This window comes from Klebsiella michiganensis, from assembly GCF_015139575.1.
GTDB lineage: Bacteria > Pseudomonadota > Gammaproteobacteria > Enterobacterales > Enterobacteriaceae > Klebsiella > Klebsiella michiganensis.
The window spans coordinates 1,890,032-1,903,801 of the sequence record NZ_AP022547.1 but is presented as its reverse complement, the minus strand read 5'-3'; the positions used below and the strand labels follow the sequence as shown (position 1 = coordinate 1,903,801).

The window sequence follows — 13,770 nt, the reverse complement described above, 5'->3', positions numbered from 1 at the left end:
CCCATAAGCGCATTGTGGAAAGGTTATATCCTGCACAACTGACTCTTTTATTTGCTGGTTTATTGGGAAGCGGGTTCGGGGCTGAGCTAATTAACAGCAGAAAATATTGCATTTTATCTATAGCTTATCCATGATCGATTCATGGCACTCTTAGGTTGTAAAGGTTTTAACTGAATATGGAATGGATTGCCGACCCCTCGATTTGGGCCGGGCTCATTACGCTTGTCGTTATTGAGCTGGTACTCGGTATTGATAATCTGGTTTTTATTGCCATTCTCGCGGAAAAACTTCCCCCCGCGCAGCGAGACCGGGCCCGCGTCACCGGTCTGCTACTCGCAATGGTGATGCGCCTGCTGCTGCTGGCTTCGATCTCCTGGCTGGTCACGCTAACCAAACCGCTCATGACCTGGCACGATCTGAGCTTTAGCGCCCGCGATCTGATTATGCTGTTTGGCGGATTATTCCTCCTCTTCAAAGCCACCGTTGAACTTAACGAACGGCTGGAAGGGAAAGATAGCGATAACCCGACCCAGCGCAAAGGCGCCAGGTTCTGGGGGGTGGTAGCGCAAATCGTGGTGCTTGATGCCATCTTCTCTCTCGACTCGGTGATAACCGCGGTCGGCATGGTTGACCACCTGGCGGTCATGATGGCTGCGGTGATTATTGCCATTAGCCTGATGCTGATGGCCAGTAAAGCCCTCACCCGCTTTGTTAACAGCCATCCGACCATCGTTATTCTCTGTCTGAGCTTCCTGCTGATGATCGGCTTTAGCCTGATTGCCGAAGGCTTTGGTTTCCCTATTCCTAAAGGCTACCTGTACGCGGCTATCGGCTTCTCGGTCATGATTGAATCCTTCAACCAGCTGGCGATTTTTAACCGCCATCGCTTTCTCTCGGCCAACCTGACCCTACGCCAGCGAACCACCGAAGCGGTGATGAATCTGTTGAGCGGGCGCAAAGACAGTAGCGAACTGGATAGCGAGACCGCCTCGCTGGTTGCCGATCGCGACGATAACCCACTCTTCAATCCGCAAGAGCGGCGGATGATTGAGCGGGTACTGAATCTCAATCAGCGTACCGTCAGCAGCATCATGACCTCGCGTCATGACATTGAACATATTGATCTCAGCGCGCCGGAAGAGGAGATTCGCGCCTTACTCGACAAAAATCAGCATACCCGCCTCGTGGTTACCGGCGGCGATGATGACGAGGATATGCTTGGCGTCGTGCACGTGATCGATCTTCTGCAGCAATCATTACGTCATGAACCGCTCAATCTGCAGGTTCTGATTCGTCAGCCGCTGGTGTTCCCGGAAACGCTGCCGCTGCTTCCTGCGCTGGAGCAGTTCCGCAGAGCCAGAACCCACTTCGCCTTTGTGGTCGATGAATTTGGCTCCGTAGAGGGGATTGTGACGCTCAGCGACGTCATGGAGACCATCGCCGGAAATCTGCCTAATGAAGCAGAAGAGATCGATGCCCGTCACGATATTCACAAAAACGGCGACGGGAGCTGGACGGTCAACGGGCATATGCCGCTGGAAGACCTGGTCCAGTCCGTTCCTCTGCCGCTGGATGAGAAACGTGAATACCATACGGTTGCCGGTCTGCTGATGGAGTACCTGCAGCATGTGCCGCAGGAAGGTGAAGAAGTGAAACTTGACGGCTACGTGCTGCGCACGCTGCAGGTGGACAGCCATCGGGTACAAAAAGTACTGATAGTGCCGCCGGCGCAGTATGAAGATGAACTGGACTATGAAGTGTGATGCTCTCTTCGATGAAGCATCAAAAGCCGGACGCAGGCGGGTTAATCGATTTTTAAGGGTCTGCTAATCTTTCTGCCGGGTAGTGGCTATCGCCTTACCCGGCCGACAAAACCTAAATTCTCAACACATCCCTCGTTAGCCGTAGGCCCGCGCAGGCGAAGCGCCGCCGGCAATTCCAGAGGAATGCGCATTGCCGGCAATCTTAGCACGATGCGCTTCTTCTGCTTTTCCTGGCTAACTTATAGTTTGTCGAGCAGCTTCTTCACATCCTTGCCGTCCTGGGTGTTTTTATTGCGTTCAGCCCATTCGCTAAGCCGTTTCCTGGCTTCATCCTGCAGCTGCTTGCGGAGTATCTGGTCAACCTGCAGGCTGTAGCTCAGCGTCTGCCAGTTACCATAAATTCGCAAAGGGATCGCCGTCTGCTTGAGCCTGTCGATGAGCTTACTTTCGCCCTTCCAGCCGCCCAGTACCCGGACGTTGAAGAGCATATCACAATCTTCTTTCAGCAGGTTGAGCTCACCCTGACCGGTCAGCGCCATCATGTCAGATTGGCCCTGCATATGCGTCAAGGTGACCAGCCCATTATTCAGCGCAAACTCGGTGCTGACAGAATCCAGTCGGGTCGCATTGTCGTAATTTTCCTGCGCCTGAACGTTAGTGCTGCGCTCGACGGCCTGCTGTACCAGCTGCTGGAAGTTGAGCCCTTCAGTGCGCGTATCAGTGAGCTGCGTTACCGCCTGCCCCTGCCAGCTGCGGCGGAACTCGTCGGCATCAATCTTGCCGCCGGAGAACTCGCCGGTCAGCGAGAGCTTGCCGGTGAGGTTTATCGAATAATTAAACGCTTTCAGAATCGAGCCGATCTCGACGTTGTCGAGTTGCGGCTGGAAAGAGGCATGTGGCGTTGCGCCCCGCGCGTCGAGCGAGCCGGGGAGCGAGAGTCGTCCACCGTCCAGGCTCCCCTGCATCTGATGAATCGTCAGCAGCCCCTGCTGGTTGCTGATTTCACTTTTCACCTGGGTAAAGTGCATTCCCCGCCACTGCAGCTGGTCAGCCGTCAGGTTCAGCCGGGCGTTAAAACCGCGCAGGGCGTTGTAATCCTGCTGAATATCGTTATCCGCAATAACCGGGCGTAGCTGTCTGTTCTGGCTTTGCCCCTGCTGGTTAACGCTATTATCGCCAGAGGCGGAGGCATGAGAAAGCAGGCTATCGAGGTTGAGCGTGCCCGCCTGAAGGTTCAGCGTCCAGTCAGGTTGGTCGCCCAGCACAACGCTGCCGTTGCCGGCAATGGTGCTGCCGTTAGCCGTTAAGTTCAGCCCATCGAAGCTGAGCTTTTTCGCATCCTCGACCCAACTGGCCTGCATGCTGGCCTGGCCGCTAATCCCTTCGGGGGGAAGCTCCGCGCCGCGAAGCTGCCAGTTCAGTTGTGAAATATCCGCCTTCAGAGAATGAGGATAATCACCGCCCTGCACCTGGGCGGAGAAGGAAAGCGCCAGATCGCGCTGATCGCGGTTCACCCGGCCAGAGAAATCGACCGTGGCGCGATGGCTGCTGTCCTGCTCCATCTGCAAACGGATATCGCGCACCGTAACCTGCTCGCCATCTTCATGCTGAAAAAAGAGCACGCTATCGGCAATCTGTAGCTTCTGGACATCATACGACCAGCCGCGATCCTCCGGCACCTGAGGCAGCGTGTTGTCGTGCGGGACGACCGGAGCCCCCTTGCTACGCACGGCTTCGGTTTTGGAGGTCAGCTGGATCACCGCGCCCTTTAACATCACCTGCTTGACCTGCAGCTGATGGGAGATCAGCGGCAGCAGCCCGACGTCAAGGCGCATATTATCCGCGCGAATAACGGGTTCTTCAGCACCCGGCGCGGTCAGGGTCATGCGGCCTGAGAGAATGCTGAGCTGCGGCCAGACGTGCCAGCGCAGCGGCCCATTGAGCTCGAGCTGATAGCCGCTACGATCCGCCACCTCTTTAACCATATAGGCGCGAAAATCGTTGGGGTTGACCAGCAATACCAGCGCGGTAAGACCGGCGACAACTACCGCCAGTAAGATCATCAGCGTGGTCAGAATTCGTCTCATGGCATCCTCAGCAAACCGCTAAAATTATCAATCCTTGTCGATTCGACTCGCTACCGCGCCCTGCTGGTCGCGATATTTCGCATCTTCGCGGCGATTATAAGGCCGCATCGCCGGCCCGGATAACGGCTCAAAACTTAACGCGCCGATCAGCATCCCCGGACGCAGCGCCAGCGGCAGCTTACCCGAATTATAGAATTCCAGTACGATGCAGCCGGACCAGCCCGGATCGATGCGGTGCGCGGTGACGTGCACCATCAGGCCCAGACGCGCCAGCGAAGAGCGGCCATCCAGCCAGCCGACGAGATCCGGCGGCAGGGTGACCGATTCAAAGGTCACCGCCAGCGCCAGCTCGCCCGGATGCAGGAAGAACGCTTCACCATCCGGCAGAACAATCTCTTCGCTCATCACGCGATCCAGCGCCGCGCTGACTTCCGCTTTAGGCCCGCTCAGGTCAATAAAGCCCGCCGTGTGCCCGCGGAAAGTCCGAAACTTATTTCCCAGCCGAACATCGACCGTCGCGCCGTTAATGCGCTCAACGGGCGGGCGCGGATTAATGGCCAGACGCCCCTCATCCAACCAGGCTTCTATATCTCGGTCGCACAGACGCATGAACGTTCTCCTTTAAGGCATTGCGCCCCTACGCCTTCCGGGGATAAGGGCAAATTGGCTTCTCTTTGCACGTTACACAATTCGTTCGTGTTATTCAAAGAACTGACTGATTTTGGCCTTCAATATATCGATGGCGATACGGTTCTTACCGCCGCGAGGCACGATAATATCGGCATACTGTTTGGAAGGGTCGATAAACTGCAGGAACATCGGGCGCACCGTTTTCTGGTACTGCGCCATTACCGAATCCATCGAACGCCCACGCTCGTTAACGTCTCGCTTGATGCGCCGCATCAGGCAGATATCCAGCGGGGTGTCGACAAAAATGGAGAAGCTGAGTTCGTTGCGCAGGCGGGCGTCGGTCAGCAGCAGAATCCCTTCGAGAATGATGACTTTCTTCGGTTCAATATGAATGGTTTCCGGCATACGGGTATGCTCAACGTAGCTATACACCGGCAACTCTATCGGCTGGCCGCTTCTCAGCATCTGCAAATGCTGAAACAGCAGACTATGATCCATGGAGCTTGGGTGGTCATAGTTGGTTTTTACACGCTCTTCCATCGACAGATGACCTTGATCCTTGTAATAGCTGTCTTCCGGAATAACGCCGATATGTTCATCGCCGACCTGTTCACGTAATTCACGATATAGCGTACTGGCGATAAGGCTTTTGCCCGAAGCCGATGCGCCGGCGATGCCTATAATGACGCACTGATGAGACGTATCAGTCATAAATTTTTGCGACCTGATTAACCTGGGAATGTAGGAAGGGTGGCGGTTGACCGCCAAACGCCGCAATTATAGGGATTTCAGCGCGTCGATACCAGTGCTAAGCGCCTCCCGGGTCTATTCCTCCTCCGGCGACCAGCCTTGCGTATACCAGATATGCAGTAAAGCGTAGGAGCGCCAGGGGTGCCAGCGGCTGGCATAGCGCGCAATCCGCGCCGGCGTCATGCCGGGAAAACGCTGTTTAATCAGATAATCATCCGCCAGGAAGATATCCGGCGCCTGCCAGCCGCGCAGCGCGAAATAGTTCGCCGTCCAGCGGCCTATCCCGGGCAGCGTCTGCAGCTGCTTTATTCCGGCGTCGATATTCTCCGGCGCGAAGAGGGGGAGATCGCCGCGGATAGCCGCCTGCGCCAGGTGGATCAGCGCCTCCGCGCGCCGCAGGGGCATGCCCAGCGCCTTTAGCGCCAGCGGATCGGCCTGCGCCAGCCGCTGCGCGCTCGGGAAGAGATAAAAGCCCGGCGCGTCGGTCAACGGTTCCCCGAAGGCGGCCACCACTTTCCCGGTGAGCTTTGCCGCCATGGCCACGCTCACCAGCTGGCCGAGCACCGCACGTACCGCTTGTTCAAACGCATCCAGGGAGCCCGGCAGACGAAGCCCCGGCCTTGGCAGCGCAAGGCTTCCCAGCGTCAGGGCGATCTGCTGCGGGTCGCAGGACAAATCAAATAAACGCGCAACCCGCGCCAGGCACAACTCCGCGACCGGCTGCAGCCCGGCGGAAAGCGTCACCCGCATGCCCTGCGCGGCGTCATCCGGCGTCACCGTGATGAGTCCGGCGTGGCCATTCAGGGCGAAGCTGCGGCAATAGCTGTCGCCGGCAAAAGTTTCAATTCCCTGCACCGTACGCGCGCCAAGAAAATGAAACATCCATTGCCAGTCGTAGGGGGAATGCCAGGGTAGCAGCGTCATCATTTCTCCTTTTTTAGCGCTTCAATCATAGCGGCTCCGCGCCGCCTGCGCCTTGCTTTTAAATTCCAGTTGTCGCAGTGCCGTCAATCCGCTAAAGTCGCCCCCCTTCTTCACCGGCATGGGGATTTTGCAGGCTATGTTTATTGGTTTTGACTACGGTACCGCTAACTGTTCAGTGGCGGTGATGCGCGACAATACGCCGCAGCTGCTGACGCTGGAAAACGGCAGTTCACTACTGCCATCAATGCTTTGCGCGCCGACCCGCGAAGCGGTCAGCGAGTGGCTCTACCGCCACCACGACGTCCCGCCCAACGGTGATGAAAACCAGGCGCTGCTGCGTCGCGCGATAAGCTTCAACCGCGAGGAAGATATCGATGTACTCGGCAACAGCGTGCAGTTTGGTCTCGCTTCGCTGCATCAGTACGTTGAAGATCCGCAAGAAGTCTACTTTGTAAAGTCGCCGAAATCGTTTCTCGGCGCCAGCGGGCTTAAGCCGCAGCAGGTAGCGCTGTTTGAAGACTTAGTGTGCGCCATGATGCTGCATATCAAACTCCAGGCGCAAACGCAGCTAACGGATACCATCGACCAGGCGGTTATCGGCCGCCCGATTAACTTCCAGGGGCTGGGCGGCGATGATGCCAACGCCCAGGCGCAGGGCATTCTCGAACGTGCGGCAAAGCGCGCGGGCTTTCGCGACGTCGTGTTTCAGTTTGAGCCGGTCGCCGCCGGTCTGGATTTCGAAGCGACGCTGAGCGAAGAAAAACGCGTGCTGGTCGTCGATATCGGCGGCGGTACCACCGACTGTTCGCTGCTGTTGATGGGGCCGCAGTGGCGAGAAAAAGCCGATCGCCAGCAAAGCCTGCTCGGCCACAGCGGCTGCCGCGTCGGCGGTAACGACCTGGATATCGCCCTGGCCTTTAAATGCCTGATGCCGCTGCTGGGGATGGGCGGCGATACCGAAAAAGGCATCGCGCTGCCGATTCTGCCGTGGTGGAATGCGGTGGCCATTAACGACGTGCCGGCGCAGACCGACTTTTACAGCGCCGCCAACGGTCGCATGCTTAACGATTTGCTGCGCAGCGCCCGCGATAGCGAAAAAGTCGCGCTGCTGCTGAAGGTCTGGCGTCAGCGCCTGAGCTATCGCCTGGTGCGCAGCGCGGAAGAGAGCAAAATCGCCCTTTCCGCGCAGCCGAGCGTCACCGCGGGGCTGCCGTTTATTAGCGACGAGCTGGCGACAGCCATCAGCCAGCAGGGACTGGAAGCTGCGCTGGATCAGCCGCTGGCCCGGATCATGGAGCAGGTTCAGCTGGCGCTGGATAACAGTAATGAAAAACCGGACGTGATTTACCTGACCGGCGGCAGCGCTCGCTCGCCGTTGATTAAAAAAGCGCTGGCGGCACACCTGCCGGGTATTCCGGTTGCCGGAGGCGATGATTTTGGCTCGGTTACCGCCGGGCTGGCCCGCTGGGCGCAGGTGATGTTTCGTTAAACATCCGCTGCGTTCCCGCACCACAGAACGCAGTGAATTTGTAGCCCGGCGCAGCGCAGAGCGAGCCGGGCTAAATCTTCCCGATTGCCCCCTGTTGTCACCCTTCACGCCGCGAAACGTAATCCCGCCGCTTTTCGCCGGTATAAATCTGCCGGGGACGATAAATATTCAGCGGCGCTTCGTGCATTTCGTTCCAGTGCGCCACCCAGCCAAGCGTTCTGCCTACGGCGGTAATCGCCACAAACATCGATGAAGGCAGCCCCATCGCTTTAAGGATCACCGCGGTGTAGAAATCCACGCTCGGCGACAGGCCATTTTCAACAAAGTAGGGGTCGGTCAGCGCCACCTCTTCAAGAGCCATCGCCACCTGTAGCGGCATATCGGACATCCCCAGTTCCTTCAGCACCCGGTGACAGGTTTCGCGCAAAATAGCGGCGCGCGGATCAAGATGACGGTAGCGAGAGTTACCGAATCCCAGACGACGAAACGCCTGCGGATCGCGTTTCGCTTTGCTCAGGAACGCCGGAATTTGGTCGACGGTGTTGATCTCTTCCAGCATCCGCATACTGGCTTCGTTCGCCCCGCCGTGGGCCGGTCCCCATAAAGAAGCGAGCCCGGCGGCAATGCAGGCAAAAAGATTCGCCCCGGAGGAGCCCGCCGCCCGGACGGTGGTCGTCGATGCGCACTGGCCGTGGTCGGCGTGCAGCACCAGGATCTGGTTCATCGCCTGCTCAATCACCGGATTCAGCTGATACGGCTCCGCCGGGATAGCAAACAGCATATGCAGGAAATTCCCCGCGTAGGAAAGATCGTTGCGCGGATACTGCGCCGGTTGCTCAATAGAAAACTTATAGCTCATCGCCGCCAGCGTCGGCATTTTCGACAGCAGGCGGGTGGCGGCCAGCGCGCGGTGCTCGGGATTTTCAACGTCCAGCACATCGTGATAGAACGCCGCCAGCGTGCCCACCAGAGCGCACATTAAGGCCATCGGATGCGAGTCGCGCCGAAAGCTGCTGCACATGCGGCCAATCTGCTCGTGTACCAGGCTATGGCGGGTAATCGTGTTTTTGAACGCCTGATAGCTGGCTTCGTCAGGCGCATCGCCCCGCAGCAGAATCCAGGCTACCTCAAGGAAGTCGCACTGGCGAGCCAGCTGATCGACCGGATAGCCGCGGTGCAGCAAAACGCTGTTTTCGGTATCAATCCAGGAGATGGCCGACGTACAGCCTGCGGTGTTAGCAAAACCGGGGTCGAAACTGCATATACCTGCGGACGCCAGCGGACGAATATCCATGCCGGGATAGCCCTGCGTCCCTGAGACCGTACTCAACGGAATGGACTGTTGTTCATCCAAAGACAGCGTTAGCGATTTCGTCGTCATCCTGTCAGGTCTCCTTGCACAACGAGTGAATGATTTACCTGGTCATTTCTCCAGGCGGAATAACCAACATAACCACAGTCGTCCGCGGATTCTTTGATGTAAATAACCAAAACATTGATAAAGGACCGCTATTATGGGTGGGAAAGAAACAGAAAATCGCCCTTTCAACCGCATAAAATACGCTTACCCCGAAATTACCCTCGTCTAAATTCTACTATCACGCCTTAGAATACTGATTTTATTTCATCGCAGGTCAATATATAACCATTTTATTTTTTTGCCCGCATAAATCCGCTACTCGCACGTGGTGCCATGGACTGCCGGTGTCAGTTTTTTATCACACGCTCGTCGGCGGTCTTTTATGAGGGTCTGTGCGACCGGTCATCCCATCAGCCGCGGTGGATTGATCGCCAAATGCGCCTCGCTCGCCGCAGATATTGTCCGTTATCGTTATTTCAGCGTAAATTAAACTTGAATATAACCCGCTGCTTTTATATGCGCTGATTAAATAATCTAATGCCAATTTTATATAGCTATCGCATCAATTTATGGCATAACATCATAAACTCGTATGCTGTGCCTGAACTTTCAGGTTGCTTATTATGCACCTCCCTCCTACGTTAACGTTGATTGAGAATCTTCTCACAGCAGGTCTGGCCAGTTACCCGGCGTGCAGATAACGCTGGAATAATATCTTCGGCACCAGCAGAATGCTGCGTTGCCCGGCCCTGGACGTTTATTTCCCGAATGCGGAGGGGTACCTGTGCCTGCGGCAGCGTTCCTCTGCGTTTATACCGACTGATTGATTAATCCATGCCACAAGGGGGCGTGATTGAATCGTTTGTGCGCTTTTTATGATCTTATTCGCAGGAGCCGCAGCGCGCATTTCTGGGCATGGTGCGGCGTCATTATCGCCCTGCAGATAGGGGCGCCAGCCCGCGCGGAGGTCCGCCAGTTGGGTATTGATATTCCGGTCTACTGGTACGCCGACGCCAGCGACACGCTGACCCTCAACGCCTTTCTTTCGCTCCCTGAAGAGGCGCTAAAAACGGCGCCGCTTATCCCGTCGTTCGGCTACTCGACAAAAGCCTACTGGCTACGTACTTCGCTCCCGGCGGCCTTATTTGCTGGCGAACAGCGCTGGCTGCAGCTCGGTCCGTCGTTTGTCGATCGTTTGACCGTGTTTTATCGCCCCTACGGCAGCGACAGTCCATGGCGACAGAAAGAGTTTGGCGACCATGCGTCTGCCCGGGATAACGATCTCGACTACCGCGAAAGCGTACTGATTTTGCCGCCCCCGCCGACGGCGGCTGGCTACGAGATGGTATTCCGTCTCCAGAGCAGCAGCACCCTGATTCTGCTGGCGACGCTCTCCTCGCCGCAGGAGTTCGTGCGTTCGGCCACGCTCGATACCGCCTTCTGGAGCTTCTATTTTGGCCTGGCGGTAATTGCCAGCGGCATCGCCCTGTGGCTTGCCATCGCGCTGCGTCGGCGCCTGCTGTGGGGGATCTGCCTGTTCTCGCTAAACTATCCGCTCGTCGCGGCCCTGCATGGCTACCCGGAGTGGTTATTTGGCAGCGCCCTGCTGCCGGTTCAGGATTATATGATCAGCTGCCTGTCGCTGGTGAGCTACGCCACCGCGCTGTGGCTGCATAGCGAAGTTTTCGATCTCAAGAAAAATATGCCGCGGCTGCATCAACTGCTGCTGGCGGCGATCGGTTTAAACATCGTTCTGCAAATCAGTATTCCGCTGGGCTTTTACGGCCTGGCGATGCAGATAGAGGCCGGGATATTTTTTATCGCCGCCCCTATTCTGTTGATCACGTCATGGATGCTGTGGCGGCGCAAAGCGATTGATATCAATACGCTGCTGCTGGGGCTGCTGCCGCCGATATACGTCGTCTCCGCCGGGCTGGCGCTGCTCTCTATCCACGGCGTCATTCCGTTTCATAATGGGGTCTATTCCACCTGGCAGTACGCGCTGATTATTCATATCGTCACCGTCCTGATCATCGCCGTACTGCGGGTGCGGGCGGAAAACCGGACTCTGGTGCGCAAGCAGCAGCTGGCGCGAGAGCTACAGATTGAACGCGAGGCCAGCTTCCACCAGCGCCAGTTTATGGGAATGGTGGCGCATGAGTTCAGAACGCCGCTGGCGATCCTCCAGGCCGCGCTGGAAAACCTGCGCCTGTGCCCCGCAACGGTGACGCAGGGCTCGCGCCTCGACCGCATGCAGCGGGCGACAACCCGTCTGGTACAGCTTACCGATAATTGCCTGGCCGACGCCCGGCTCTCCTCGAGGGACCTGCACGCCGACAGGCAGGACGCAGCGCTGCTGCCGGTGATCTATATGGCCGCGACGGTCGTGGATCTTTCGCTTAACCATTATCTGGATGTCACCCTTGAGGGGCAAACTGTGGGTCCGGACTCCCCTTCACCGGTGCTGTTTATTGATAGCGGGCTACTGTGTATCGCCATCGCCAACCTGCTCGACAACTCGGTGAAATATGCCGCTTCCGGGGAGATAAGCATCGAGATTTATCCGCAGGAAAAACACGTGGAATTACGCATTGGCGATCGCGGTCCCGGCATCCCGTCTGAACAGGTCGAGCATATTTTCGAGCGCTATCGGCGCGGCGAAACGGATACCGCAACGCCGGCCGGGACCGGGCTTGGCCTGTATGTCGCCCGACAAATCATCCAGGCTCACGGCGGGGACCTGTGGCTGGCAGAGAACACGTCGGCCGGATGCAAATTTGCGCTCACGCTCCCGGCTAACGGACAGCAGAAGGACAAATCATGACATTACGCGTCGCAATCATCGAAGATAGCGCTGATTTACTCGACGAGCTGCTGGCTTTTCTGCGCCATCGCGGCTTCGATGCCTGGGGCGTGCGCAGCGCCGAAGCCTTCTGGCGGCAGCTGCATCGCGATCCGGTTGATATTGTGCTTATCGATATTGGCTTGCCGGGTGAGGACGGCTTTAGCGTGCTGGACTATTTGCACGAAATTGGCCAGTTCGGCCTGGTGGTGGTGACCGCCAGAGGGCATGAGCAGGATCGGCTCCAGGCCTTAAACGCCGGCGCCGATCTCTATCTCATCAAGCCGGTCAACTTTTCCGACCTCGCGGAGAGTATTCAGGCGCTTGGCTCCCGGCTTCGCCAGCAAAAACCGACGGAACGTGTCAACCCGGCGCTATCAGCAGAGCGGCCAGCGCCGTCTCACTGGGTACTCCAGAACGAGCACCTTGTGGCGCCGTCTGGGCTGGCCCTGCCGCTCACGCAGCAAGAGTATCGGCTGCTGGAAGTGTTAATGCGTAACCGCAATGAGGTGTGCAGCAAGGTTGACCTGCACACCTCTCTGTTTACCGATGAAGGCGAACCGGAACTGCACCGAATCGACGTCGTGATCAGCCGCCTGCGCCACAAGGCCCGCCTTCATGGTATCACCCTGCCGATTCGCGCAATTTTTGGCAAAGGGCTGGCGTTTCTCTCCTGACTTTTCCCCGGCCGGCAGCAGCAGCGCTGCCGGTCAGTATCCCTCCATCCGCGCGGCGTCATTGCAAAGTTGTTTTCAGTTTTGCTCCTCTTGTTAATTTTTTTCAGTTTTTGAGAGGAATGAGAGAAATGAGACTGACAGCACATTAAGAATTTTCTTACATTGACATGGCGTCGTGAGCACACCGGCCCAAAGCGTCCCTGAGCGAACCGACTATTGCTGATCCAGCAATAGCTGAATTCAGGACGCTTGCCGTGCGCTTTTCGGCCGCGTATCGCGAGCACGGTTTAAAGAAGAGTATAAAAATATTCCCGTGCCGGCGAGGTACATTTTTAACACCTAAAAATAAGTTAAAGGATATCCATCATGGCCATGCAAACATGGTTAGCCTTATTGCTGTGCATATTTTGCCTTTGCGTGTCTGTTTACAGCCTTGTTTCCTATATCAGAGACAGGAGAAAACAAAAAATTCCGTTTTCAGCTAAGAATTCTTCGCGCAGAAAATAACTAAAGCCCCGCGAATAATAACCAAATCTGTCCAGCAGCAGCCACCGCATACGCCCGGAGGATTGATCACAACATGGCGTTATGTTGATTTATCAGGGAAATAACGCCATGAAAAAAATAAACATCGCTATCAACACCAGGAATACCTTTCTCCGAGAGTCGTTGGTTGCCATAGTCAATGAGCTCATCAGCCGCAGCGGTAACCTTAAAGCCGCTTTTTCTTATAAGCATAATGATTTTTTAGATAAGGATATCATCATTGCTGAAGTTCTTCCCGGCGAGATCTATCTGTGCAATACCAGTATAAAGAACCGTAAAAAAAACAGTTCGGTGATTATATTGCACAGCTATGACAAACTTCCGGAAAAGGAGCTGATCGTCAACTGCCTTAAGGGCGTTATCTTTGTCTCAATCAAAGCCGTTAATATCGATAAGATGTTTGAAATCATTGGCCACGAGCTGAAAAGAAGTGAACTTCTTCCTCTGACGCAGGAGATGGACTCACCGCTAATTTGCACTCACTGCCCGCATAAGATGTTGTCCAAATCGCAGGTAGCCGTCGCCACCGGCATTATTCATGGCTTTGATATCGGTAAAATTTCTGCTCTCAACAAAGTCACCCCCAAAACCATCACCTGGCACAAAAGCAAAATTATGGAAAAATACAGCCTTAATAACAATTATGACTTTTTCCAGTTTATTAACTTATTAAAAGAGCGCTGGTAAACGCGCGCACGCGCC

At 56.1% G+C, this 13,770-nt stretch carries 11 protein-coding genes; 6 read left to right on the top strand and 5 right to left on the bottom strand.

All coding sequences use genetic code 11. The features are described from left to right. Positions 1-176 precede the first annotated feature (176 nt). Entirely contained in the window at positions 177-1,763 is a 1,587-nt protein-coding gene (locus JLG71_RS08995) for a TerC family protein (RefSeq protein WP_064404534.1), read from the top strand. Positions 1,764-2,002: 239 nt separating this feature from the next. On the opposite strand, the gene asmA is transcribed toward JLG71_RS08995, so the two are convergent. The 4 genes from asmA to alkA all read right to left on the bottom strand — a co-directional run bounded on the left by asmA (position 2,003) and on the right by alkA (position 6,154). Then, on the bottom strand, positions 2,003-3,850 hold the full coding sequence (asmA, locus tag JLG71_RS08990) for an outer membrane assembly protein AsmA (RefSeq protein ID WP_014230076.1): 1,848 nt from the start codon (positions 3,848-3,850) through the stop codon (positions 2,003-2,005). 27 nt (positions 3,851-3,877) lie between these two features. Next, complete coding sequence (gene dcd, locus JLG71_RS08985) at positions 3,878-4,459, bottom strand: dCTP deaminase (protein WP_004852489.1); 582 nt, start codon at positions 4,457-4,459, stop codon at positions 3,878-3,880. Between the two features lie 90 nt (positions 4,460-4,549). After that, a complete protein-coding gene (udk, locus tag JLG71_RS08980) occupies positions 4,550-5,191 on the bottom strand; it encodes a uridine kinase (RefSeq protein WP_004122537.1) in 642 nt (213 codons plus the stop codon). A gap of 114 nt (positions 5,192-5,305) precedes the next feature. Continuing rightward, complete coding sequence (gene alkA, locus JLG71_RS08975) at positions 5,306-6,154, bottom strand: DNA-3-methyladenine glycosylase 2 (RefSeq protein WP_080528244.1); 849 nt, start codon at positions 6,152-6,154, stop codon at positions 5,306-5,308. Between the two features lie 136 nt (positions 6,155-6,290). On the opposite strand from alkA, the gene yegD reads away from it, so the two are divergent. Continuing rightward, on the top strand, positions 6,291-7,643 hold the full coding sequence (gene yegD, locus JLG71_RS08970; protein WP_200914127.1) for a molecular chaperone: 1,353 nt from the start codon (positions 6,291-6,293) through the stop codon (positions 7,641-7,643). 97 nt (positions 7,644-7,740) lie between these two features. Here yegD and JLG71_RS08965 read toward each other — a convergent pair whose 3' ends face one another. Next, positions 7,741-9,024, bottom strand: coding sequence for a citrate synthase (locus JLG71_RS08965; RefSeq protein ID WP_025107768.1), 1,284 nt, complete (start codon positions 9,022-9,024; stop codon positions 7,741-7,743). Between the two features lie 841 nt (positions 9,025-9,865). Here JLG71_RS08965 and JLG71_RS08960 point away from each other — a divergent pair. From JLG71_RS08960 to JLG71_RS08945, 4 genes are all read left to right on the top strand, one after another. Continuing rightward, positions 9,866-11,827 (top strand): sensor histidine kinase, encoded by a 1,962-nt coding sequence (locus tag JLG71_RS08960; RefSeq protein ID WP_227630955.1) that lies wholly within the window; start codon positions 9,866-9,868, stop codon positions 11,825-11,827. Continuing rightward, entirely contained in the window at positions 11,824-12,522 is a 699-nt protein-coding gene (locus tag JLG71_RS08955; protein WP_032693725.1) for a response regulator transcription factor, read from the top strand. Before JLG71_RS08960 ends, JLG71_RS08955 begins: the two co-directional genes overlap by 4 nt. A gap of 366 nt (positions 12,523-12,888) precedes the next feature. Then, entirely contained in the window at positions 12,889-13,029 is a 141-nt protein-coding gene (locus JLG71_RS08950) for a small membrane protein (protein WP_139134470.1), read from the top strand. A gap of 108 nt (positions 13,030-13,137) precedes the next feature. After that, complete coding sequence (locus JLG71_RS08945) at positions 13,138-13,755, top strand: hypothetical protein (RefSeq protein ID WP_064357967.1); 618 nt, start codon at positions 13,138-13,140, stop codon at positions 13,753-13,755. Positions 13,756-13,770 lie beyond the last annotated feature (15 nt).